Origin of the sequence: Microbulbifer hainanensis, assembly GCF_014904735.1 — a bacterium.
GTDB lineage: Bacteria > Pseudomonadota > Gammaproteobacteria > Pseudomonadales > Cellvibrionaceae > Microbulbifer > Microbulbifer hainanensis.
This window is the reverse complement of sequence record NZ_JACZCR010000040.1, coordinates 112,848-136,263: the sequence shown is the minus strand read 5'-3', so window position 1 is coordinate 136,263 and position 23,416 is coordinate 112,848. Positions and strand designations below refer to the sequence as shown.

The window sequence follows — 23,416 nt, the reverse complement described above, 5'->3', positions numbered from 1 at the left end:
GGCCACCGGCTAACAAAGGAAGTAAATAATGAATACTTACAATAATGCACTTACGGCTTCTGGCAGTGGCTTCGGTCGGGCCTTAACCGATAACTTTCTGGGCGAGGCTCCCGACTGGTACAAGCTCACCATTGCGTTGTTTCTTATCGTCAATCCCCTGCTGCTTTTCACCTTCGGACCTTTTATAACGGGCTGGGTGCTCATTGCCGAATTCATTTTTACCCTGGCAATGGCCCTCAAGTGCTACCCGCTGCAGCCCGGTGGACTGCTGGCCGTTGAGGCAGTACTACTTGGCATGACCAGCACCGATGCGGTGTATCACGAGATTGTCGAAAGCTTCGAGGTAATCCTGCTGCTGATGTTCATGGTGGCCGGCATCTACTTCATGAAGAATCTGTTGTTGTTTGTCTTCACCAAAATCCTGATTGGCGTGCGGTCAAAAACGCTGTTGTCCCTGCTGTTTTGCGGTGTCGCCGCCGTACTGTCGGCGTTCCTGGACGCACTGACGGTCACCGCGGTACTGATTGCCGTGTCCGTCGGCTTTTATTCCGTGTACCACCGGGTGGCGAGTAACCGTCCACACCACCAGCACGATCACGACCATAACAATGATGACCATGTGGTGGAGTATCACCGCGAGGACCTGGACCAATTTCGCTCCTTCCTGCGCAGCCTGATCATGCACGGTGCCGTGGGCACCGCGCTGGGCGGCGTGTGCACTCTGGTGGGCGAACCGCAGAACCTGTTGATTGCGGAAAAGGCGGGCTGGGAGTTTATGGAATTTTTCCACAACATGGCCCCGGTCACCATGCCCGCACTCTTCTCCGGACTGCTCACCTGTGTTCTGCTGGAAAAAACCGGGGTCTTTGGCTATGGCGCCAAGCTGCCCAATGCAGTGCGCGAGGTACTGCAGAATTTTTCCGCCGAGCAGGAACAAAAGCGCACCACTAAAGAGGTCGCCGAACTCTGGGTGCAGGGTATTGTGGCGGTTATTCTTGTGCTGGCCCTCGCCTTCCACGTTGCGGAAGTGGGCATTATCGGCCTGCTGGTAATTGTTCTGCTGACGGCCTTCAACGGCGTGGTGCAGGAGGCCCGCATCGGCCACGCATTTGAAGAAGCCCTGCCGTTCACCGCACTGCTTGTCGTGTTCTTCGCCATTGTTGCCGTAATCCACCAGCAGCATCTGTTCGAACCGGTGACACACTTCGTCCTCGGACTCGAAGCGGAACACCAGCCGGGCATGCTGTTTCTCGCCAACGGCCTCCTGTCGATGATCAGTGACAATGTGTTTGTGGCCACCGTGTACATCAACGAAGTGAAAGCCGCACTCGCAGCAGGGGAGATTACCCGGTCCCACTTCGACCAGCTGGCCGTCGCCATCAATACCGGCACCAACCTGCCCAGTGTGGCAACCCCCAATGGACAGGCCGCTTTCCTGTTCCTGCTGACTTCGGCACTGGCACCACTGATTCGCCTATCCTATGGCCGGATGGTGATGATGGCCCTGCCCTACACGCTGGTACTAAGTCTGGTCGCGCTGGGCTCGGTAATCTTCCTGCTCAGCTGACACCTATTGCGGCGCACAAAAAAAAAGCGGGCCAATGGCCCGCTTTTTTTTTGTTCGAAACACAAGCCTTACCAGAAATGCTTGCCGGCCGACTTTTCCAGCAGCGCCAGCATTTCCTGATGCGCTTCGACTTCCTGCGCGCTGGCAGCGACAACACTGAGTGGTGATCGCTCGGCGGTAAGACGCCGTATCGCACCGGGCGCCATATCGCGCTGCGTTCCTTCTTCACCGTCACCAGATTGCTGATCCCCGCCCTGAGCCAGGGCCAGATCCGTCTGGCCACCAGTCATCAACAGATAGACGTCTGCAAGGATCTCCGCATCGAGCAAGGCCCCGTGCAAATCGCGCTGGGAGTTGTCGACGAAGTAGCGCTTGCACAGCGCATCCAGGTTGTTTTTCTGCCCCGGGTGCTTCTCCCTCGCCAGTGCCAGCGTATCGAGCACGCTGCAGTGCGCGGCGACATTCTGCCAGCGCGGACTGCCAAGTAACTTGAGCTCCCAATTGATAAAGCCGACGTCGAAGGGCGCGTTGTGAATCACAAGCTCGGCGCCCTCGCAAAACGTCATGAATTCATCGGCGACCTGCGCAAATACCGGCTTGTCCTGCAGGAACTCATTGGTGATCCCGTGGACTTCGATGGCCCCATCGTCCACTTCCCGCTCGGGATTGATGTACTGATGGTAGTGCCGTCCAGTGAGCTTGCGGTTGACCAGCTCCACACAGCCGATCTCGATGATGCGGTGCCCGGATTTCGGGTCGAGGCCCGTGGTTTCGGTATCCAGTACGACCTGGCGCATATTCTGCTCCCCTAGCTCTTCAGCTCATCGATGCCGCGATTGGCCAGTTGATCTGCCCTTTCATTGCCCGGATGTCCGGCGTGCCCCTTGACCCAGTGCCAGTGAACGTCGTGTTCACCGATACTCTCGTCCAGCGCGCGCCACAGGTCGGCATTCTTGACCGGCTTCTTGTTGGAGGTTTTCCAGCCGTTCTTTTTCCAGTTGTGGATCCAGCTGGTGATTCCCTGACGCAGGTACTGGGAATCCGTGTGCAGATCAACCCGGCAGTGCTGATTGAGCGCGCCGAGTGCCTTGATCGCCGCCATAAGCTCCATGCGATTATTTGTGGTGTGCGCTTCGCCGCCACAGAGCTCACGCTCTCTGTCGCCGTGTACCAGTAATGCGCCCCAGCCTCCCGGTCCGGGATTTCCGCGGCAGGCGCCGTCGGTATAAATCGTGACTTCTTTCAATGTGAATGCTTGTATTGATGGCGCACCGCTCGCGCGATGCGCTGGTTGCTTTTAATTAGCGTTTTTGATGGCGCTGACGAGCAGCAACCCGCGGACTCGAAGGTACCGCGGTCAGCGCGGCCTTACGGTCGCCGCGCCAATCCAGCTTGATTGTGCGCATACGCGCCACTTCTTTGCGCGCGACTATGATGTAAAAGCCCCCCCATGGCAAGCGCCAGCGGGCGCCGGTTCGCTCCATCCAGGTAGTCTTGGCAAGCAGTTCGCGCTGCTGCAGCGGCAGCCGGAAGAACCCCCGCTCGATCGTACCCGCCTGGAGGTCGAGCAGATTCATCCAGTCCGCCACTCGAGCCGCGCGGAGCTGGTTACCGCGCTGGTGGGCACCACCGGAGAACAATAAACGCGACAGCCCCAGCAGGGAGAAGGGGTTAAAACCGATCAGCACCATATGGCCACCGGGAATCATGACCCGGGCGGCCTCCCGCAATACCTGGTGGGGATGACTGGAGAAATCCAGCAAGTGGTGAAGGACCACCACATCGATGGATTCCGATGGCAGGGGCAACTGCTCGAACTCTACCACCGCTGCACCCTGCTGCCCGCCACAGGCACTGAGGCGAAAGCGGTGATTGATACGACTGCATGCGCCAAAGTCGACTGCGCTGGTGACCCCGGCCTGCATCAGGTGATAGCCGAAGAGCCTTTCTACCAACGGCTGGGCCAGCGCCAGCTGCTGAGTCAGTATCTCCTGCCCCAGCTGACTGGAAAACCAGTGGGAAAGCGCCTGGCAGGAATCTGCCAGGGTCGGGATTTCCCCCTGCCGGCTCCAAATTGACTTGTTTGCCATAGCTTCTCCCGGACGAACGGTTTTCCGTGGAAACAGAATCCTCTCAAAATCTACAGGAAAACACTCCTGTTTTCATATGAGCAGAAGTGACGCAACAATACTTCCACCACTCCATTCAGGATCGCTCCTGTGCCTCCCACCCATTATCGGGTTTGACGGCCGAATGTCACTGTCCCGTTTCCATTATTAGCTTATGGTATCGTTACTGCTTCACGATTAACGGGCCGCGAAAATGCTCTCTATTAACCCGATTCCAGCATTCAGCGACAACTATATCTGGCACCTGACCCGCGGAGGGGAACACTGGGTCGTGGATCCCGGCGATGCCGCCCCAGTCATCGAAACTCTGGCGGGCGAGTCGCTCGATGGCATCCTGATAACCCATCACCACCTCGACCACACCGGGGGAATCGCCGCGCTGCGCGCACGCTACCAGTGCCCGGTACTGGGCCCCGGCTCCATCGATGGCGTGACCCAGCCACTGCAGTCCGGCGACCGCCTCGAAATACTCGGCCTCCCGCTCGAGGTAATGGATGTTCCCGGCCACACACTCGATCACCTGGCCCTACTTCTCCGGGAGCCCACAGATCAGGGCGAAAAGCTGCACTTGTTCTGTGGCGACACCCTGTTTGCAGCGGGCTGCGGCCGACTGTTTGAGGGAACGCCGGCGCAGATGCACGCATCGCTGTCCAAGCTCGGAAGCCTGCCACCGGAAACCCGGGTTTACTGCGCCCATGAATACACGCTCGCCAACCTGCGATTCGCCGCGGCGGCCGAGCCGGGCAACGTGGCGGTAACCAATCGCCTTGCGGAAGTACAGGCACTACGTGCTGACGACAAAATCACCCTGCCCTCGACTATTGGCGCTGAACTCGCCACCAACCCCTTCATGCGCTGCCATATTCCAGCTGTGGCCCGTCGTGCCGCGGGCCAGGCCGGGATGGACAGCGCAGATGAAGTGGAAGTATTTGCCCGCCTGCGGCAGTGGAAGGACAATTTTTAACCAGCACGGATGCCTGTCAATGCATTTTCGCGGGGTCAGCGACGACATTTTTGAACGAAATCTAGCCAATTTGCATTGACCGAAACCAATCTCGCTCTTTAGAATCAGACAATTAGAACGAGAAGCTCAGGTTTAATACGAAATATCAGTGCCTTGAGCTCCGATGGGAAAAGAACGACTCGCGGATACCAGCATGGTTCACAAAAAACTTGCCGTTGCCATCATGGCAGCGGCTGTGGGGGCCTGTGCGCAGATGCCCGGCAAAGGCACGGCGCCAGACGATTCGGCTATAAAGGCCACTCAACCCGGTAACACACTCAACTCAGCCGCGGCGCATCCCAGTCCCGCGGAGCGGGCTCAACCCCCGGTAGATATCTGGGACAGGCTGCGCCGCGGCTTCCGCCTCGATCGTCACGTCGATCAGCCGGCCGTCGAGGACTACGTCGCCTACTTCTCCCGCAATGAGGCCTATATGTCGCGGGTGACAGAGCGTTCGCGCCGCTACATTTTCCACGTTGCCGAACTGCTCGACGAAGCCAACCTGCCCGCAGAGCTGGCGCTGCTACCGATTGTCGAGAGCGCCTACGATCCCTTTGCCTATTCTCACGCGCGCGCCTCCGGTATGTGGCAGTTTATCCCGGCCACTGCCCGCCACTTTGGGCTCGACGAAAACTGGTGGTACGACGGCCGCCGCGATGTGGACGAATCCACCCGCGCCGCGATCAAGTACTTCTCCTATCTGTCAGAACGCTTCGACGGCGACTGGGAGCTCGCCCTGGCGGCTTACAACGCCGGTGAAGGCACTGTCAGACGCTCGATCGAGCGCAACAAGCGCAGGGGGCTAGGCACCACCTTCTGGGACCTGAAGCTGCCGCGCGAGACCAAGCGCTACGTGCCGCAATTGCTGGCGCTGGCCGAGGTGGTTTCCCGCCCTGACTACTATCACGTCCCGCTTTTCGATGTTGCGAACAAACCCTATTACGCAACCGTCGACGTGGGCAGCCAGATAGACCTGGCCCAGGCCGCCGACATGGCCGATGTGGATATCAAAGAACTCTACCTGCTCAACCCCGGCTTTAACCGCTGGGCAACCGACCCCAATGGCAGCCACAACCTGCTGATTCCGGTCGATAAGCGCGATTCGTTCGTGACTGCGCTGAGCAAACTGCCCAAAGACCAGCGCGTCAGCTGGCAGCGCTACAAGATCCGTCGCGGCGATACCCTGTCCACCATTGCCCGTCGCTACGAAACAACAGTGGTCGCCATTCGCGACAGCAACAAACTGCGCGGCAACTCGATTCGCGCCGGACAGACATTGCTGATCCCGAATGCCTCAGTGCCGGCTTCGCAGTATGCGTATGCGCTGGATCAGCGCGTCAAGCGCAGCCGCTCCTCCGGTAACGGGAACAAGATCAATTACACCGTGCGCCCCGGCGACACGCTGTGGGGTATTTCCCGCGACCTCAAGGTCAGCGTACGCGACCTGGCCCGCTGGAACAGCATGGCGCCCGGCGACACCCTGCGCCCGGGCAACAAGCTGGTGGCCTACGCCGGCAGCGGAAGCGACAGTCGCACCACCCGCAAGCTGTCCTACCGCGTGCGCAATGGCGACTCGCTCTACCGGATTGCCAGCAAGTTCAGCCTGGAAATCAGCGATATTCTGCGCTGGAACCAGATCAACAAATCCACGTACCTGCAGCCGGGTCAGCGCCTGACGCTGTTTGTCGACAGCGCCGCCAGCAGCTGATCGACTAGCATCGCAAACCTGGCCTCCAGGCAATAAAAAACCCGGCAAAAGCCGGGTTTTTTTATTGCCTGGAGGGAGGGAGCAATTCACTCCCGCCCATCCTGCACTACCTACTACGCATTACTTGCTGCTGCTAAATTCGATCTTTGCCTCGTCGGTGAGGTACTTCTGCACCGCCGCCAACTCGGCCCTGCCGTCCATTGTGGCCAGCTGCTGCAGCAGCGCAGCGCGTTGCTCACTACTCTGGCGGGACAGATCACCGGGACGCACCGCGCGCAGCTTGAGCACCACCTGGTTGCCTTCATCGGTGGCAAAGGTGCCGAAAGTACTGCCGCCGGATGCCGGTGAGGCCATCGCAAAAGCATGCTCGATGATTTCTCCGCGTTCACCGAAACCACCGCGGCGGGTATTGTCGCTGGTCTCCAGCGTCAGTCCCTGCTCTTTCGCCAGCTCAGCAAAATCGCCGCCGTCTTCCAGCTGCTTCTGCAGCGCCTGCGCTTTGACGGCCAACTGCGCGCTGGCTTTATCACGCTTCAGGCGCGTGACGATTTTCTCCCGCACCTCTTCCAACGGGTAGGTACCGGAATCCTTGTGCTGGGTAACGCGCAACACCACCGCTTCATCACTGCTGAGATTCAAAACATCCGACGTGTTGCCATCGAGCATCACCTCGGGCGAAAAGGCCGCAGCCACAACCTTGTCATTGGCAGCGATACCTGCCCCCCCTTCACGACTGAACAGTCCGGTTGTCTGTACCGGCACCCCGAGCTCCTCGGCCGGTCCGCTCAGGGAATCAGCGTTATAGGCCAGGTCGGCCAGGCGGCTCAGCGCACCGACGAACTCCCGCTCTGCCTCGGCATTCTGCAACTGCTCTTTGATTTCGGCTTTGCGCTCTTCGAAGGTTGGGGCCTTGCTATCCTCTACCTCGAGCAGCTTGATAAAGTGCGTGCCCGCATCGGTGGTCACCGGCCCGGAGACCTCTCCCACCTTCAAGCCCGCGAGCGCCTTCTCGAAAGCTTCCGGGAAAACATCGCCGGCCGTGAAGCCCAGATCACCACCTTCGTCGCGGGAACCCAGGTCATCGGAATAGGTCTTTGCCAGTTGCGCAAAGTCTTCACCCGCAGCCAGCTTGCTCTGCACCTCGGCAATTTTCTTCTGGTCGTCGCCTTCAATCAGGATGTGCGCCGCATGTCGACGGGTTTTCGCCTGGAAACTCGACTTTTCCTGCTCGAATTGGGCGCGGACATCCTCTTCAGAAATATCGATATTTTTGGCGAACAGGCTCGGCTTCAGGTCGATATATTCAATCGCCACCTGCTCCGGACGCTGGAAATCATCCTGGTGCTTGTCGTAATAGTCCTGGACTTCGCTGTCGCTGACACTCACTTCGTCCAGCAGGCCGTTGACCGGCAACAGGGCATAATCGAAATCCCGCTCTTCCATGGACATTGCCACGACCTTGTCCGCAGCGGCACGGGTTGTAAAGGCGCTGTCAGTCACACTGTCGGCGTACTGCTGCAGCACCAGGTCGCGCTCCATCGTCTGGCGGAAGCCGGCCGCGCTGTATCCCAGCCGACGCAGGCCATCCCGATACAGCTGTGGGTCGAACTTGCCATCGACCTGAAAGCCCGGAATCTGCACGATTTCCCGATCGACGGCAGCGGGGCTCATCACCATGCCACTGTCCTGCGCAGCCTGGCGCATCACGGAGCTGGTGACCAATTGCTGCAGTACGGGCTCGCGGAGCTTCTCGTCAGTGAGCAGGTCGGCGGGCGCCTGGTCACCAAACTGGTTCATGATCATGTTGCGGCGATTCTGGATTGCACGCTGCAGATCCAGGTTCGTAATTTTTTCGCCATTTACCTCGGCCACCTTGTCGGCGGCTCCGCCGCTTGCACCGGAGAAAAAGTTGATTCCCCCAATGACCATTATGAAACCAAACAGGGCAGCGACGATAATGGCCGCAGTACCCTTAAGGTTATCGCGCATGGACTGAAGCATGCTCAGCTCCGAAAGTTAACTCTAAAAAATTTTATGGTTGTGTGTTGTCGCCAATGCAAAACATTCAACAGGCGACCCTGCGTCAGATACAAAAAAGGCGCATCCGAGTGATACGCCTCTTTGAAGCTTCGGCTGAAATACGAGGCTTCTTAATTTACCGCGTCTTTCAGGGCTTTGCCGGCCTTGAAGTTCGGGATTTTCGCCGCAGCGATTTCAATCGGATCGCCGGTGCGCGGGTTGCGGCCGGTGCGGGCTGCACGCTCTTTAACGGCGAAAGTACCGAAACCTACCAGAGCAACTTGATCACCTTTTTTCAGGGCACCAGTGATGCTGTCTACCATAGCGTCCAGAGCACGGCCGGCTGCTGCTTTCGGAATGTCTGCAGATGCGGCAATCGCTTCAATCAGTTCGGACTTATTCACGCTTAATCCCTCTGTTCTTTTCTAGTATGTTTCTGGCGCTCCCTGCGGGGCGCCATTGTGTTCGAGCCATCAATCGCCGGCAATTTTTGCGCCGGTCAATAAGCCCCGTTTTATACCAACTGCCCGGTAGTGGGTCAAGGAACCATGCGGGTTTCCGGGCAGTTGGACAAATCTGCAGCAGCTTTCACCGCTGACAGATTATTTTTTAGCCGGCGACACCAGGCAGTGTCGCCCAATCTGATCAATGCGTACGCACTGAACGCTGCGAACGCTCTTCCGCCTGTTTTTGCAGCGCGGAATACTCTTCGTCCGACAGGGACTCAGGTTTGTGTTCGAGCGCCAGCTCCAGCACCTGATCAATCCATTTGACAGGCTTGATTACCAGATCCTGCAGGATGTTATCGGGGATATCTTTCAGGTCCCGCTCATTATCCGCAGGGATCAGGACTGTTTTGATACCGCCGCGATGCGCCGCCAGCAACTTCTCTTTTAGACCACCGATACGCAAAACTTCTCCACGCAAGGTGATTTCCCCGGTCATTGCCACCTCTGAGCGCACCGGGATACCGGTCAGCACCGAGGCCAGTGCGGTACACATGGCAATACCCGCAGAGGGCCCGTCTTTCGGGGTTGCGCCTTCCGGAACGTGAATATGGATATCCCGAGTCTCGTGGAAGTCCGGCGCGATTCCCAGGGATTGAGCCCTGGCCCGCACTACCGTCAGCGCGGCCTGGATCGACTCCTGCATGACATCGCCAAGCGAACCCGTCTTGATCACCCGACCCTTGCCCGGCACCGCCGACGATTCGATTGTCAACAACTCACCGCCGACTTCCGTCCACGCCAGACCGGTAACCTGCCCGATTTTGTTCTCCTCTTCGGCGCGACCGAAATCAAACTTACGCACGCCGAGCAAATCTTCGAGCTGACTCGGTTCAATCACCGCTTTACTGCTGGTGGACTTCCGCACATGCTCGGTAACCACCTTGCGGCTGATCTTGGCGATCTCCCGGTCGAGTCCGCGCACACCGGCTTCGCGGGTGTAGTAACGCACGATATCGCGCACGGTATCGTCGGACAGGGAAAGCTCATTGTCTTTCAGGCCGTTCGCCTTGCGCTGCTTGGGCACCAGGTAGCGCTGGGCAATATTCACTTTCTCGTCTTCGGTATACCCCGGCAGGCGGATTACTTCCATCCGGTCCAGTAGCGGGCCGGGAATATTCATGGAGTTCGAAGTACACACGAACATTACGTCGGAGAGATCGTAATCGACTTCCAGGTAGTGGTCGTTAAAGGACTTATTCTGCTCCGGGTCCAACACCTCGAGCAACGCAGAGGCGGGATCGCCGCGGTGGTCCATCCCCATCTTGTCCACCTCATCGAGCAGGAACAATGGATTTTTGACACCGACTTTGGCAATTTTCTGAATCAGTTTACCCGGCAGCGAACCGATATAGGTACGACGGTGGCCGCGAATTTCCGCCTCGTCGCGCACACCGCCAAGCGCCATACGCACATACTTGCGGTTGGTGGCACGGGCCACGGATTGGCCGAGTGACGTCTTACCGACACCGGGGGGCCCAACCAGGCAAAGAATCGGGCCCTTCACCTTCTTGACCCGCTTCTGCACCGCGAGGTATTCGAGGATCCGCTCTTTTACCTCTTCCAGGCCATAGTGATCCTGATCGAGAATTTCCTCGGCTTTTTTCAGGTCGTGGCGCACACGGCTGGCTTTTTTCCAGGGCACGCTCAGCATCCAGTCGATATAGCTGCGCAGTACCGAGGCTTCCGCCGACATCGGCGACATCATTTTTAATTTGGCGAGTTCCGCGCGGGTTTTCTTTTCTGCCTCGGCGCTCATGCCGGACTCGACAATCTTTTTCTCGAGCTCCTCGACTTCGTTGGGCTCTTCGGTAATTTCACCCAGCTCTTTCTGAATGGCCTTCATCTGCTCATTCAGGTAGTACTCGCGCTGGCTTTTTTCCATCTGCTTTTTGACACGGCCGCGGATACGCTTCTCGACCTGAATCAGGTCAATCTCGGAATCCATCAGGCCAAGCAGATGTTCCAGGCGCTCTTTCACGCTCGCGGTTTCAAGAAGCTCCTGCTTTTGCGGCAACTCCAGCGACATATGCGCGGCGATCGTGTCCGCAAGGCGACCGGGCTCGTCAATGCCCGACAGAGATGTCATCACCTCATTGGGCACCTTTTTGCTGACCGAAACATACTGTTCGAACTGGCTCATGGCAGAGCGTACCAGCGCCTCGGCTTCGGCTTCGGGCAGTTCTTCGGTCTCCATCGGTTCGACGACCGCCCGGTAGTGGCCATCGCCTTCGGTGACATCTGTGATGTTGACGCGGCGATTGCCCTCTACCAGCACTTTTACCGTACCGTCTGGCAGCTTGAGCAACTGCAACACGCTGGCGACCGTGCCCACGCGGTAAATATCTTCGGCACCGGGATCGTCTTCCGATGCCTTGCGCTGTGCAACCAATAGAACCTGCTTGTCGTTGCGCATTGCCTCTTCCAGCGCATCGATGGACTTTTCCCGGCCGACAAACAGCGGAATCACCATGTGCGGATAGACGACAACGTCACGCAGCGGCAACAGTGGATATTCTTCAATTGTGGTGTCGGATGGCTGATCCATAGAACTCCTCTCGGCCCGATCACTGGGGTATTGGCGCGGCAACAACTAGCTGCAATTCACGATTAACAGCTGCTCTGGGTCACCGCTTGTCTGTTGCTAGAGATGGGGGGGCAGTGACCGGAATACAAGTCTAATCTAACGGCGAATCGGTGCCGAGGCAGAATTCCCGCTTTGCCGCGCCAAACCTTCACACAATGATCGACATCACAGGAAATAGGCGCCTTTTAATGGGAAACGCGCCAAACCGCAGCGAATCAACTGATGCCGTCCAGCTAAACCCCATAAAAAAAGCCCCTTGCGGGGCTTTTCGAGCGGGAGTGAATCACTCCTCCGGGGCAGCCTTTTGTTGCGGCTGGGACTCGTTACTCTCGTAAACAAGCAGTGGAGCCGATTCACCCTTGATGACCGCCTCGTCAATGACAACCTTGGCAACATTGTCGCTGGACGGGATATCGTACATGGTCTCCAACAGAACAGACTCCATAATGGAGCGCAGGCCACGGGCGCCAGTCTTGCGCTCCATCGCCTTGGTCGCCACCGCATCCAGGGCATCCGGACGGAAATCCAGCTCCACCCCTTCCATTTCAAACAGCTTGGCGTACTGCTTGGTCAGGGCGTTGCGCGGCTCGGTCAGGATCTGGACCAGCGCAGCGCGATCCAACTCTTCCAGCGTTGCGGTTACCGGCAGGCGACCGACAAATTCTGGAATCAGGCCGTAGCGCACCAGATCTTCCGGTTCCAGGTCGAGCAACACTTCACCGAAGTTGCTGCTGCTGTCCTTGGACTTCACCTCGGCACTGAAGCCGATTCCGCCCTTCTCGGAGCGATCGCGGATCACCTTGTCCAGGCCCGCGAAGGCGCCGCCACAGATGAACAGGATGTTCGACGTGTCGACCTGCAGAAACTCCTGCTGCGGGTGCTTGCGGCCACCCTGGGGCGGCACGGACGCGACGGTACCCTCGATCAGCTTCAGCAGCGCCTGCTGCACGCCTTCGCCGGAAACATCCCGGGTGATGGACGGGTTATCGGACTTGCGCGAAATCTTGTCGATTTCGTCGATATACACGATGCCCTGCTGGGCTTTCTCCACGTCGTAGTCGCACTTCTGCAACAACTTCTGGATAATATTTTCCACGTCCTCGCCCACGTAACCGGCCTCGGTCAACGTGGTCGCATCAGCGATCGTAAACGGTACGTTCAGCAGTCGCGCCAGGGTTTCAGCCAGCAGAGTCTTACCACTACCGGTGGGACCCACCAGCAGGATATTGGACTTGCTCAGCTCGACGTCTTCCTTGCCCTTGACCCCGGTCTTGCTGCGCAGGCGCTTGTAGTGGTTGTAAACCGCTACTGCCAGCACCCGCTTGGCACGTTCCTGGCCAATGACGTACTGGTCGAGAATTTCGGTAATTTCACGTGGGGTCGGCAGGCGACCCTCGGGACCTTCCGAGCTCTCCTGCACTTCTTCGCGAATGATGTCAGTGCAAAGTTCGACGCATTCGTCGCAGATAAAGACTGACGGGCCCGCGATCAGCTTGCGCACTTCCTGCTGGCTCTTGCCACAGAAAGAACAGTACAGCAGTTTGCCGTTGTCTTCTCCGCTGCTCTGGTCGGTCATCAAAATACTCCGTGGTCTGTGGCCTGCCGGGAGCCCGGCTTACACAATGGTTTCCATAGCAAGATGCTGTCTTTTGGCGGGTTTTTCAAGCCCTTTGTGCCACAGCTAACAAAAGGCGCCTCGCCCACCCCCGACCTCCGGGCCGGGGGTGTATCAATATATGAACAAATAGTCTTATTTGGTCGGCAACTGGCGTCGCGCGAGAACATCATCCACGAGACCGTATTCCTTGGCCTCGTCGGCACTGAGGAAATGATCCCGCTCGGTATCGCGCTCGATATCCTGCAAACTGCGGCCAGTATGGTGGGCCATGATCTCGTTCAGGCGCTGGCGGATCTTCAGGATTTCCTGCGCGTGAATGTGGATATCACTCGCCTGCCCCTGGGCGCCACCGCTCGGCTGGTGGATCATCACGCGGGAATTCGGGGTCGCGTAGCGCTTACCTTCGGCGCCGGCACTGAGCAGGAAAGCACCCATACTGCATGCCTGACCAATACACATGGTACTCACGTCAGGCTTGATGAACTGCATGGTGTCGTAAATGGACATGCCCGCAGTGACCGAGCCACCCGGAGAATTGATGTAGAGGTGAATATCCTTGTCCGGGTTTTCCGCTTCCAGAAAGAGCAACTGTGCCACGACCAGGTTGGCCATGTGGTCTTCCACCTGACCCACGAGAAAGATCACCCGCTCTTTCAGCAGGCGGGAATAAATATCAAATGAACGCTCGCCTCGGGCAGTCTGCTCTACCACCATGGGCACCAGGCCGGTGGCGGTCGGGTCGATCGAGGACTGGGGGTAATCAAATCGTGCCATAGATACCTTAGCTTCCTTTTGTGGCGTATTAGGCGAGTCAACCCGCGGCATAAGCGCCAGGGGCCGAAAATCAGGTCTTTCTGAGCTTAACCGGTCAGGCGCGAGAAAGCCAGCCGGCGAAAAGGGGAAGGAAAGGGATGGGCGACGGCCATTATACCGTCGCCCATCGAACAGGATTTAGCCCTGCTGTTGCGGCTTGATCACATCGTCGTAGCTGCTGTTAACGTCCTTGACCTTGGCGGATTCCAGCACGAAATCAACAACCTGGTCTTCGAGGACGACCGACTCAACACCGGACAGCAGTTCGCGGTTGTTGTAGTAGTACTCAACCACTTCTTCCGGCTGCTGATAGGTGGAAGCCAGCTCCTCAACCTTGGCCTTGACGCGGTCGGCATCCACAGACAGCTTGTTCTGCTTAACGATTTCGCCGACCACCAGACCCAGTACGACACGGCGCTTGGCCTGCTCTTCGAACATGGTGTCCGGCAGCATCTTCTCGGCATCTTCGGCTTTGATCTGACCGCCGAACTGCTGAACCATCTGGCCGCGCAGGGTGCGGACTTCGCCGGCAACCAGTGCTGCAGGCAGCTCCACTTCGTGCTTCTCGAACAGCGCGTCCATGACCTGGGTCTTGACCTTATTCAGAGCCGCATTCTTCAGCTCACGCTGCATGTTATTGCGGACTTCTTCGCGGAATTTCTCCTCACCGCCCTCTTCCACGCCATAGGCCTGGAAGAACTCTTCGTTCAGTTCCGGCAGTTCCGGCTTCTCAGAAGCGGTAACTTTGATGCTGAAGGTTACTGCTGCGCCGCGCAGATCTTCCGCCTGGTAATCTTCAGGGAAAGTCACGTCGATGTCTTGTTCTTCGCCGGGCTTCATGCCCAGGATGCCATCTTCAAAGCCCGGGATCATCTGACCGGAGCCCAGCACCAGCTGGTGACCTTCGGCCTTGCCGCCCTCGAACTCTTCGCCGTCTTTACGACCGACGAAATCGATGGTCACGCGATCGCCCTTCTGGGCCTTGCGCTTGGTTTCCTTCCAGCCGGACTGCTGCTTGCGCAGCACGTCGATCATGTTGTCGACGTCTTTATCGGTAACTTCAGCTACCGGGCGCTCGATGCTCAGCGCTGCCAGATCGGTCAGTTCGACTTCCGGATAAACTTCAAACGTCGCAACGAATTCCAGGTTTTCACCGGGCGCAGTCTGCTTGGCCTCGATGCTCGGCTGCCCAGCCGGGTTAACCTGTTCTTTCTGTACCGCCTCGTAGAAAGAGCGGCTCATGACTTCACCAAGCACTTCCTGGCGAACACCGGCGCCGTAACGCTGGCGAACCACTTTCAACGGCACCTTACCTTTGCGGAAGCCGTTAACGCGGACATTCTTTGCCGCCTGCTGCAGACGCTTATCCACTTCTTTATCGACGATTTCCGCCGGCAAATTAACCGTTAAACGACGCTCCAGGCCGGAAGTTGTTTCGATGGAAACCTGCATGTTATTCCTCGTGAGACTCTCTCTAATCGCGCCGCAGCGCTTTAGGCTCTTCTGATTTTGCCAGCGCGCCGCAGCGCCAACTCTGTACCGGGCCGCCGAGATCACATCGGCCAACCGTCCTGTATGGCCCACCGGAACTGCATTGCAATCGCCGGCATCAGCCAAATACAAACAGCCCGCACCTGCCCTTTCCGGGCAGGCGATACGGGCTGTTCAATTCCTTAATCTGGTGGGGACGGGGAGACTTGAACTCCCACACCTTGCGGCACCAGAACCTAAATCTGGCGTGTCTACCAATTCCACCACGTCCCCGAAATACTCCCCGGCGCTAACTCATTGATATTCCTGCAATTTACTGCAAAAACATCGGGTCCCGGCGACGAGGGGAGCAGATTGTGCCACAGGCGCCTGAGCGCTTCAACAAAAGCGGGCGTTCCGGGGGCCGACGCCGCCCCTCATCTTGCGGCAGCTACGAAAAAGGCGCCCCGCAGGACGCCCTTTCCGCTACCGAACGGCGGCTATCGGGTCACACTCTCTCAACGATGGTGGTGATGCCCTGCCCCAGCCCGATACACATGGTGGACACGCCCAGGTTGCCCCCCTCGTTCTGCATGACGGACAGCAGTGTTCCGGTAATACGCACACCGGAACAGCCGAACGGGTGACCCAGGGCGATGGCGCCGCCGTAGAGGTTGACCTTCTCGTCCATCTTGTCGAGCAGGTTCAGGTCCTTCAGCACAGGCAGTGCCTGGGCGGCAAAGGCCTCGTTCAGCTCCACCTTGTCGATATCCTCGACACTGAGGCCAGCACGCTTCAGCGCTTTCTGGGTGGACGGCACCGGGCCGTAACCCATGATCGAAGGATCCACACCTGCCAGCGCCATCTCACGCACCTTGGCGATGGGAGTCATGCCCAGGGCCTGGGCGCGCTCCGCGGACATTACCAGCATGACGGAAGCACCGTCGGTGATCTGCGAGGAGGTACCCGCGGTCACCTGGCCGTGCTTGGGGTCAAATGCCGGCTTCAGCTGGGCCAGGCCTTCGACAGTGGTGTCCGGACGGATGGTCTGGTCGGTCTCCACCAGGTGGGGCACGCCGTCGTCGTCGTGACCTTCAATCGCGATGATCTCGCGATTGAACTTGCCCTCTTTGGTCGCCGCAGCGGCGCGCTGGTGCGACCGGGCACCGAACTCGTCCATCTGTTGCCGCTGGATACCGTGCATCATTGCCAGGTACTCAGCAGTCATACCCATGGAGCCGGCGGCCTTGGCCATATAGCGGCCCAACATCGGGTTGGGACTCACGTGCTCCATCATGTTCAGGTGTCCCATGTGCTCGACACCGCCGACCACGTAGACATCGCCAACGCCCGCCTGGATGTTGGCAGCTGCGGTGTGCAGGGAGGACATGGAAGAGCCGCACAGGCGGTTGACTGTCTGTGCAGGGACGGTGTGCGGCAGGCCGGCGCGCAGCAGGATGAAGCGGGCCACGTTGAAGCCCTGCTCGTCGCGCTGCATCACGCAGCCCCAGATCAGGTCGTCGATCTCTGCCGGATCCAGTTTGTCGTTGCGCTGCAGGAATTTTTTCAGCAGCTCGGCAGACATGTCATCGGCGCGCACATTGCGGTAAACGCCGTTCTTGGAGCGGCCCATTGCCGTGCGCGCGTAGTCGACGATCACAGCGTCTCTAGGATTCAAACTCACGATAATTCTCCTTACTTGTCGTCGCCGTAGTAGGTTTCACCTTTGGCGGCCATTTCGCGCATGCGCTCGGTGGGCTTGTACAGCTCACCCAGGTCGGCGTACTTATCGGCCATCTTCACAAAGGCATCCAGGCCGACCTTGTCCAGCCAGGCAAAGATGCCACCGCGGAACGGCGGGAAACCGATGCCGTAAATCAGCGCCATATCGGCCTCAGCCGGTGACTCGACAATACCCTCTTCCAGGCAGCGGGCCAGCTCGGTGGCCATCGGCACCATCATGCGCTCGATGATTTCGTCTTTTTCGAATTCGCGGCGGTCTGCCACGTGCGGCTTCAGCAACTCATAGGACTCTTCGGTAGCCACTTTTTTCGGCTTGCCTTTTTTGTCCTCTTCGTAGTTGTAGAAACCCTTGTCATTTTTCTGGCCATAGCGACCGGCTTCGTACATGACATCGGACGCGGCGGTGAAGGTTTTGCCCATGCGCTCGGGGAAACCTTCGGCCATCACTTCCTCGGCGTGCACACCGGTATCAATACCAACGACGTCCATCAGGTAGGCGGGACCCATCGGCCAGCCCCAGCGCTCCATGACTTTGTCCACTTCCTGGAAGTCGGCACCGTCACGGACCAGCATGGAGAAACCGGCGAAGTACGGGAAAAGTACGCGGTTGACCAGGAACCCGGGGCAATCGCGTACCACGATGGCCTTCTTGCCCATCTTGTTGGCATAGGCAACAACGCGAGCAATGGCATTCTCGGAAGTCTTCTCACCGCGAATTACTTCCACCAGCGGCATCTTGTGCACCGGGTTGAAGAAGTGCATGCCGAGGAAATTCTCCGGGCGCTGCAGCGGCTCCGCCAGGGAATCGATGGAGATGGTCGAGGTGTTGGAAGCGATCACAGTATCTTCGGTGACCTTGCCTTCCACTTCTTTCAGCACCGCGTGCTTCACTTTCGGATTTTCCACCACCGCTTCGACGACCACGTCGATATCGTCAAAGCCGTCATAGCTCAGGGTCGGCTCGATACGGTTCAGGGTTTCGCCCATTTTTTCCGCGGTCATACGGCCGCGCTGTACGAGCTTGGACAGCAGCTTGTTCGCTTCCTTCAGGCCGAGATCGATCCCTTTCTGGTCGATATCCTTCATCTTGATCGGCGTACCCTTGTACGCAGACTGGTAGGCGATACCGCCACCCATGATGCCGGCACCGAGTACCGCAGCGCGCTCGATCTTCTTATCGGCTTTCTTTTCCCAGCCTTTTGCGACCTTGCCGATCTTCTGGTCGTTCAGGAACAGGCCGACTAGGGACTTGGCCGTGTCGGTCTGGGCACACTCGATGAATTTCTGCTGTTCGATTTTCAGCGCTTCTTCGCGCGTCACCTTGTAGCCCTGCTCGATAGACTCGACTGCCTTGACCGGTGACGGGTAGTTTTTGCCCGCCTGGGCGCCGACAAATGCCTTGGTGGTGAAGAAGGCCATCAGCGCTTCGATGTCATTGAGCGGAATCGGCGACTTTTTGATTTCGCGGCGGGCCTTGTAGTCCAGCTCGCCATCGATAGCGCGACCCAGCAATTTCAGCGCGGCATCCTTCAACTTGTCCGTCGGCACTACCGCATCCACGGCGTGCGCAGTCAGAGCCGCGTCCGGGCGCTGCTCTTTACCGGCGGCGATCCACTCGGCAGCTACATCCACCCCGACGACACGCGGCAGGCGCACGGTACCGCCCCAGCCCGGGATCAGGCCCAGCTTCACTTCCGGCAGACCGACTTTCGCCTGATCACCCATGACGCGGTAATCACAGCCGAGACACACCTCAAAACCACCGCCAAGGGCGTAACCGTTAATGGCGGCAACACTCGGCACCGGCAGGTCTTCCAGGCGGCTGATATTCTCATTGTTCTTGTTCATCAGGTCGGCGATACCCTCGGGTCCCGCCGAAAAAGCGCCGCCGAATTCAGTGATGTCGGCGCCGACAATAAACACGCTCTTGCCGCTGGTCAGCAGCACGCCTTTAATGTCCTTGGCCGCTTCAATCGCGTCCAGGGCCTGGGAAAATTCCGATACCGTCAGGCGATTGAATTTGTTGACGGACTCGCCTTGCAAATCGAACTTGAGCTCGGCGATGCCGTTGTCCAGCATCTGCACCGATAGCGCTTTGCCACTAAATAACATTGATTGACCTCTTTTATTCGGGGCTGGGAAGTGAGCCCGGGGTCGGGATTTATTGCGCCACATTCCTGTGGCTCGGTCTTCAACCGGTGGATGCCGAAACAATTCGCTCGGGCGAATTCCCGCCGCACTGCGGCAGCTCGGCGACACCGGTCAAATTCGCTCCCGGCGAATTTGCCACTGTACCCGGCCGAAAACGGTGACGTATTCGCCAAGTACAGTCAGGGAACCCTAGTATAGCCAGATTCAAACGTCTGTTTGAATACTATTTCTTACAAATCGAATGGCGCCGGCGGCAATAAAGATCACTATTCCATCAGCCGGCGCCTACCCGATGCCGTTGGGCCGGGGCCGCAGCAAGTCTATATGCAGTGAGCCGGACTATTAAGGTACCTGGCGCAACAGAGCTTTTATCGCGAAGCCGAACGGGGGAAGCGAGTGGAGGAGATCAAACACTGGGCGGAGAATTGGCGGTCACCAGTACACAATCCTCATCGCCGGGATTGCGGAAACGGTGGGGGCGACGACTGGTGAAATAATAACCATCGCCGGGACCGAGCAGCGCCACCTCGGCACCGACGGTCACCTCCAACTGGCCCGATACGACGATGCCCCCCTCTTCTCCCTCGTGACTCAGCAGTTCGTGGCCGGTGTCCTGGCCGGGACGATAGGTTTCCAACAGGATCGACATGGCCCGGTTGCCATTGCTGGCCGCCAGCAAGCGGTATTGGATCGGCCCGCTGCCAACATCGGGCATTTCATCCGCGCGGAAAAAAACCTGGGGATTGTCGTCCAGTTCCAGCGCGAAGAATTCGGCCAGGGACATTGGAATGCTGTCGAGGATCTTTTTCAGGGAACCGACAGACGGACTGACCCGCCCCTGCTCGACCAGGGAAATGGAGGCATTGGTAACGCCGGCGCGCTTGGCCAGTTCGCGCTGGGACCAGCCGTGCATTTTGCGCACGGCCTTCAGTCGCACACCGACCTCGTCGCCATCCCTTGCCTCCGGCGGCTGAATCACCGAATCCATGTTTGCCATGTTGCTGCCTGCCTTGTGCGGACTGCCAGTCTAACGCCAAACCGCTACAGCGAACAAAAGGCGCAGGCGCGCAAGCGCTCGCCCGCCCCAGCATTAGCCTGGCATCAGGTCATGTCGTCAAACGGATTGGTGTCCGGCAAGGTGACCGAGGGATATCCCGGCAGGGTCATTTCCGCCGAGGAAATCTCAATAGCACTTTCGTCCACCAGGCCTTCACCAAACCGATAGATCGCATTCAGTTCTCCACGGCTGGCACGGCTGTCATAGGCCGCAGACTGCTCGCTCGCGGCTTCGTTGCGCTTGCGGTAGTCGGTCAGTGCGGCGGCGCCATGGCGCTTGGCCAGCATCCGCTCGGCGACGTGCGGGGCCAGGACGGTGGCCGTAGCATTGTTACCGCCAAACCCTTTGGAATTCAGGAAGGCGACGTCCAGTGATTCAGGCTCGCGCTCGGTATGCTCAAGGGAAATGTCCAGGTTGCCGTGATGGACGTCATCCGCGAGCCGGTCAATGGTGGTAATGCCCGGCAGAATTCCCCGCGAGAAAATACCCAAACTGGTAATCAGCTGGTCGCCACTGGCCGCCGATACGGTATGCCCAAGGTAGGCCTTGACTGCACATACCGGCCACCGCTCGATACCGAAAGCTCCGGCCAGTCGATCGAAAATTGCCGACTCCGTCACGCGATTCTGCGGCGTACTGGATCCGTGCGCCTGCACGAAGCTGCGCCGACGCAGGCTTTCCTCTCCGACGATCGCGCGGGCTTCCGCCATGGCGCGCGCCACCGTGAGGTAGTTGCCGGGACCCGGGGCAGAGATGGACTTCTTGGTACCGTCGGCGTTGACGAAGACATTCGCGACGGCGCCGTGAATCGTCGCGCCCAACTCCAGGGCCAGGGCATCGTCCATCAGGATGGTCCACTGGGTGCCCTCACCCAGGGTGAATCCGCAGTTCTCGCCGAAAGGCCGGCTCGCACGGCGATAATCGATCTCGCCCGGGAACAGTTTGCGCAAGCCGTCGAGGTTGGCCAGGGCACCCATGGTCGTGTACCCGTCCACGACCTCCGGCACCAGCGGCGCCTCGGCCGCTCCCACGACTGCGACGCGCGCGCGACCGCTGCGAATATCTTCCACTGCCGCGCGCAAATTGTAGAGGTAGGTGGCGCAGGCACCGGCCACAGCGCCCGTCGTACCCACACTGCCGAGCACATAGGCATTGACGAAGTCCGCGGGCATGCTGGTCAGGCCCAGGGCCAGCTGCTTGGAGCTGACCCGATTGCCGCGCAGCCGCGATTGCAACAGGCCGCCGTTGCCGTATGGGTCCAGCTGGCTCATGGCGGAACTGGCATACACAGAGATCTTTTCCGGGCCCGCCGCCGCGACGACCGTCTCCCAGTCGATCCCCAGCGACTGCACCGCATCCGATGCCCCCAGGATGGCCAGTTGCAGGCCGCGCGGGTGGAAACGCGAGTTGTATTCTTCGCCGGGCTCAAAGCCCGTCGGCAGCTGCCCCGCAGAGGCTACCGAGATTTCACGATAACTGTCGAGCATCACCGACAGGCCGCTGCAGCGCACGCGCACGCGCCCGTCGCCGAGGGATTCCACCTGCCAGTCTTCCGGCAGTGGTTCCGGCAGCTGCCGCGCCGCCATTTCAAACGTGAAACCGTCGCCGTTGCTCAGCTCGGCGGGCTGATGGTAGTGACAACTGCGGTAGTCGTAGAAGCGCTTCTCCAGCTCCCGCACCAGCGTACCATTCAGCACCTGCTGCTCGAGCGCGGCATCCAGCGGGCCGGCGGCCTCGGCACCGCGGCGCAGCCCCATCAATGCCGCCAGGTCCGACAGCACATCGGTGCGCTCGGCGGCACCCAGCTTGTCCAGCACCAGACGGCGGTAACCGCGATGAAAAGAGCTACGCCCGGCGGGATTAAAGCCGCCGAATGCGGTAATGACGGGAAGGCGCTGCATCCTGACCTCCAGCAAACCTAGTAATAATTGGCAAATTTAGTATGGAGCTCAGTGTAGGGGCTGGCGATTCGGCCGAGTTATGGGCATACTGGCCAGCAAAATTGAGTTTTTGGCCATTGGCGTCACTACGCACGAGATGTAATGCGAACCGTCACCTTTCTCCTGATCGATCAAATGCTGGCAACCGGCACCGTGCTGCCTCTCGAAATGCTCCGCGGCGCCGAGAGCCGGGCCCGGGTCGAAGGCAATATACCGCCCACGCAGCTGATTACTGCCAGCCTGGATGGCAAACCCGTCGCCACCCGCTCCGGGTTTTCCTTTACCCCGGACGTCAGCCTGGCTGACGCGCCCGCCAGCGACATCATTTACATTCCCGCCCTGTGGCGCAACCCGCGCCCGGCCCTGCGGCGCAGCGGCGCGCTCCTGCAGTGGTTGCGCCAGCAGGCCGAGGGCGGTGCCGCCATCAGCGCAGTGGGAACCGGCGTCTGCTTTCTCGCTGCCGCCGGCCTGCTCGATGGCAAACCCGCCACGACGCACTGGCACTACTTCGAGCGCTTTGCCGCCGACTATCCCCAAGTAAAGTTGAAACGCCAGTATTTCATCACGCAGGCAGACAAGCTCTTCTGCGCGGCCAGTGTCAATGCCCTCGCGGACGTGACCGTTTACCTGATCCGCCAGCTCTACAGCGCAGCGGTTGCCAGCCACGTGGAGCGCAATTTCTCCCACGAGATTCGCCGGCCGTTTGAAGAGATCGCCTACTCCGAGGGTGCCGTCCACCTGCATCCTGACGAGGAGATAGTCCAGGCGCAGACGTGGCTGAAGGAACACTGCAGTGAAGATGTGCGCCTGAGCGACGTCGCCAGCCATTTCGACATGAGCGTGCGCTCGTTCAACCGGCGCTTCAAGCTCGCCACTGGGCAGACGCCGCTCCAATACCTGCAGAATGTGCGCGTGGATATGGCCCGGGAATTACTGCAATCGACCAATTTGTCCGTAAACGAGATTGCGGAGAAGGTGGGTTACCAGGACATGGGGCACTTTACCGCCCTGTTCAAGAAATTCCTGTCGACGACACCCAGCGAATACCGCACTACCGTCCGCGCCAAACTGTTTCGCGTAAACACCTGATTAGTGGACGTCAATC

Annotated in this window: 17 protein-coding genes and 1 tRNA gene; 4 read left to right on the top strand and 14 right to left on the bottom strand. The window is 58.9% G+C overall.

Annotated elements, in window-relative coordinates; genetic code table 11:
• Positions 1-28: 28 nt before the first annotated feature.
• Positions 29-1,567: a sodium/proton antiporter NhaB gene (gene nhaB, locus IG168_RS15940; protein ID WP_193165408.1), complete on the top strand. Its 1,539-nt coding sequence runs from the start codon at positions 29-31 to the stop codon at positions 1,565-1,567.
• Positions 1,568-1,635: 68 nt separating this feature from the next.
• Here the strand turns inward: nhaB and dnaQ are convergent, their stop codons facing one another.
• The 3 genes from dnaQ to IG168_RS15925 are packed head-to-tail and all read right to left on the bottom strand — an operon-like array spanning position 1,636 to position 3,657.
• Positions 1,636-2,364, bottom strand: a complete 729-nt coding sequence (dnaQ, locus tag IG168_RS15935; RefSeq protein ID WP_193165406.1) for a DNA polymerase III subunit epsilon — start codon at positions 2,362-2,364, stop codon at positions 1,636-1,638.
• Between the two features lie 11 nt (positions 2,365-2,375).
• A complete protein-coding gene (gene rnhA / locus IG168_RS15930; RefSeq protein ID WP_193165404.1) occupies positions 2,376-2,813 on the bottom strand; it encodes a ribonuclease HI in 438 nt (145 codons plus the stop codon).
• 55 nt (positions 2,814-2,868) lie between these two features.
• On the bottom strand, positions 2,869-3,657 hold the full coding sequence (locus IG168_RS15925) for a class I SAM-dependent methyltransferase (RefSeq protein ID WP_193165402.1): 789 nt from the start codon (positions 3,655-3,657) through the stop codon (positions 2,869-2,871).
• Between the two features lie 232 nt (positions 3,658-3,889).
• Between IG168_RS15925 and gloB the strand changes: the two genes are divergently transcribed.
• Entirely contained in the window at positions 3,890-4,660 is a 771-nt protein-coding gene (gene gloB / locus IG168_RS15920) for a hydroxyacylglutathione hydrolase (RefSeq protein ID WP_193165400.1), read from the top strand.
• A gap of 193 nt (positions 4,661-4,853) precedes the next feature.
• Positions 4,854-6,407: a lytic transglycosylase gene (locus IG168_RS15915; protein ID WP_193165398.1), complete on the top strand. Its 1,554-nt coding sequence runs from the start codon at positions 4,854-4,856 to the stop codon at positions 6,405-6,407.
• 120 nt (positions 6,408-6,527) lie between these two features.
• Here the strand turns inward: IG168_RS15915 and IG168_RS15910 are convergent, their stop codons facing one another.
• From IG168_RS15910 to IG168_RS15860, 11 genes are all read right to left on the bottom strand, one after another.
• On the bottom strand, positions 6,528-8,408 hold the full coding sequence (locus IG168_RS15910) for a SurA N-terminal domain-containing protein (protein ID WP_193165396.1): 1,881 nt from the start codon (positions 8,406-8,408) through the stop codon (positions 6,528-6,530).
• Between the two features lie 149 nt (positions 8,409-8,557).
• Positions 8,558-8,830 carry an HU family DNA-binding protein gene (locus IG168_RS15905; RefSeq protein ID WP_193165395.1) on the bottom strand — a complete coding sequence of 91 codons (273 nt, stop codon included), beginning with the start codon at positions 8,828-8,830 and terminating at the stop codon, positions 8,558-8,560.
• 241 nt (positions 8,831-9,071) lie between these two features.
• Entirely contained in the window at positions 9,072-11,480 is a 2,409-nt protein-coding gene (gene lon / locus IG168_RS15900) for an endopeptidase La (protein WP_193165394.1), read from the bottom strand.
• Positions 11,481-11,802: 322 nt separating this feature from the next.
• On the bottom strand, positions 11,803-13,095 hold the full coding sequence (gene clpX / locus IG168_RS15895) for an ATP-dependent Clp protease ATP-binding subunit ClpX (protein WP_193165393.1): 1,293 nt from the start codon (positions 13,093-13,095) through the stop codon (positions 11,803-11,805).
• Positions 13,096-13,269: 174 nt separating this feature from the next.
• The gene (gene clpP / locus IG168_RS15890) at positions 13,270-13,911 is read right to left on the bottom strand and encodes an ATP-dependent Clp endopeptidase proteolytic subunit ClpP (RefSeq protein WP_193165392.1); all 642 of its coding nucleotides are present in this window, start codon (positions 13,909-13,911) and stop codon (positions 13,270-13,272) included.
• A 177-nt stretch (positions 13,912-14,088) separates the two neighbouring features.
• Entirely contained in the window at positions 14,089-15,402 is a 1,314-nt protein-coding gene (gene tig, locus IG168_RS15885; RefSeq protein ID WP_193165391.1) for a trigger factor, read from the bottom strand.
• A 227-nt stretch (positions 15,403-15,629) separates the two neighbouring features.
• A tRNA-Leu gene (locus tag IG168_RS15880) sits at positions 15,630-15,714 on the bottom strand.
• A 214-nt stretch (positions 15,715-15,928) separates the two neighbouring features.
• The gene (gene fadA / locus IG168_RS15875) at positions 15,929-17,104 is read right to left on the bottom strand and encodes an acetyl-CoA C-acyltransferase FadA (RefSeq protein WP_193165390.1); all 1,176 of its coding nucleotides are present in this window, start codon (positions 17,102-17,104) and stop codon (positions 15,929-15,931) included.
• 11 nt (positions 17,105-17,115) lie between these two features.
• Positions 17,116-19,275, bottom strand: a complete 2,160-nt coding sequence (gene fadB, locus IG168_RS15870; RefSeq protein WP_193165389.1) for a fatty acid oxidation complex subunit alpha FadB — start codon at positions 19,273-19,275, stop codon at positions 17,116-17,118.
• Between the two features lie 445 nt (positions 19,276-19,720).
• Positions 19,721-20,311 carry a cupin domain-containing protein gene (locus IG168_RS15865; RefSeq protein WP_193165388.1) on the bottom strand — a complete coding sequence of 197 codons (591 nt, stop codon included), beginning with the start codon at positions 20,309-20,311 and terminating at the stop codon, positions 19,721-19,723.
• 104 nt (positions 20,312-20,415) lie between these two features.
• The gene (locus IG168_RS15860) at positions 20,416-22,272 is read right to left on the bottom strand and encodes a beta-ketoacyl synthase (RefSeq protein WP_193165387.1); all 1,857 of its coding nucleotides are present in this window, start codon (positions 22,270-22,272) and stop codon (positions 20,416-20,418) included.
• 141 nt (positions 22,273-22,413) lie between these two features.
• Here IG168_RS15860 and IG168_RS15855 point away from each other — a divergent pair, with 141 nt between their 5' ends.
• Positions 22,414-23,400 carry a GlxA family transcriptional regulator gene (locus tag IG168_RS15855; protein ID WP_193165386.1) on the top strand — a complete coding sequence of 329 codons (987 nt, stop codon included), beginning with the start codon at positions 22,414-22,416 and terminating at the stop codon, positions 23,398-23,400.
• Positions 23,401-23,416: the final 16 nt, after the last annotated feature.

What these genes read in the sequence shown, in the direction of transcription:
- nhaB (WP_193165408.1), top strand. Translation starts at nt 29, where the DNA reads ATGAATACTTACAATAATGCACTTACGGCTTCTGGCAGTGGCTTCGGT.
- dnaQ (WP_193165406.1), bottom strand. Translation starts at nt 2,364, where the DNA reads ATGCGCCAGGTCGTACTGGATACCGAAACCACGGGCCTCGACCCGAAA.
- IG168_RS15925 (WP_193165402.1), bottom strand. Translation starts at nt 3,657, where the DNA reads ATGGCAAACAAGTCAATTTGGAGCCGGCAGGGGGAAATCCCGACCCTG.
- gloB (WP_193165400.1), top strand. Translation starts at nt 3,890, where the DNA reads ATGCTCTCTATTAACCCGATTCCAGCATTCAGCGACAACTATATCTGG.
- IG168_RS15915 (WP_193165398.1), top strand. Translation starts at nt 4,854, where the DNA reads ATGGTTCACAAAAAACTTGCCGTTGCCATCATGGCAGCGGCTGTGGGG.
- IG168_RS15910 (WP_193165396.1), bottom strand. Translation starts at nt 8,408, where the DNA reads ATGCTTCAGTCCATGCGCGATAACCTTAAGGGTACTGCGGCCATTATC.
- lon (WP_193165394.1), bottom strand. Translation starts at nt 11,480, where the DNA reads ATGGATCAGCCATCCGACACCACAATTGAAGAATATCCACTGTTGCCG.
- clpX (WP_193165393.1), bottom strand. Translation starts at nt 13,095, where the DNA reads ATGACCGACCAGAGCAGCGGAGAAGACAACGGCAAACTGCTGTACTGT.
- clpP (WP_193165392.1), bottom strand. Translation starts at nt 13,911, where the DNA reads ATGGCACGATTTGATTACCCCCAGTCCTCGATCGACCCGACCGCCACC.
- tig (WP_193165391.1), bottom strand. Translation starts at nt 15,402, where the DNA reads ATGCAGGTTTCCATCGAAACAACTTCCGGCCTGGAGCGTCGTTTAACG.
- fadB (WP_193165389.1), bottom strand. Translation starts at nt 19,275, where the DNA reads ATGTTATTTAGTGGCAAAGCGCTATCGGTGCAGATGCTGGACAACGGC.
- IG168_RS15865 (WP_193165388.1), bottom strand. Translation starts at nt 20,311, where the DNA reads ATGGCAAACATGGATTCGGTGATTCAGCCGCCGGAGGCAAGGGATGGC.
- IG168_RS15860 (WP_193165387.1), bottom strand. Translation starts at nt 22,272, where the DNA reads ATGCAGCGCCTTCCCGTCATTACCGCATTCGGCGGCTTTAATCCCGCC.
- IG168_RS15855 (WP_193165386.1), top strand. Translation starts at nt 22,414, where the DNA reads ATGCGAACCGTCACCTTTCTCCTGATCGATCAAATGCTGGCAACCGGC.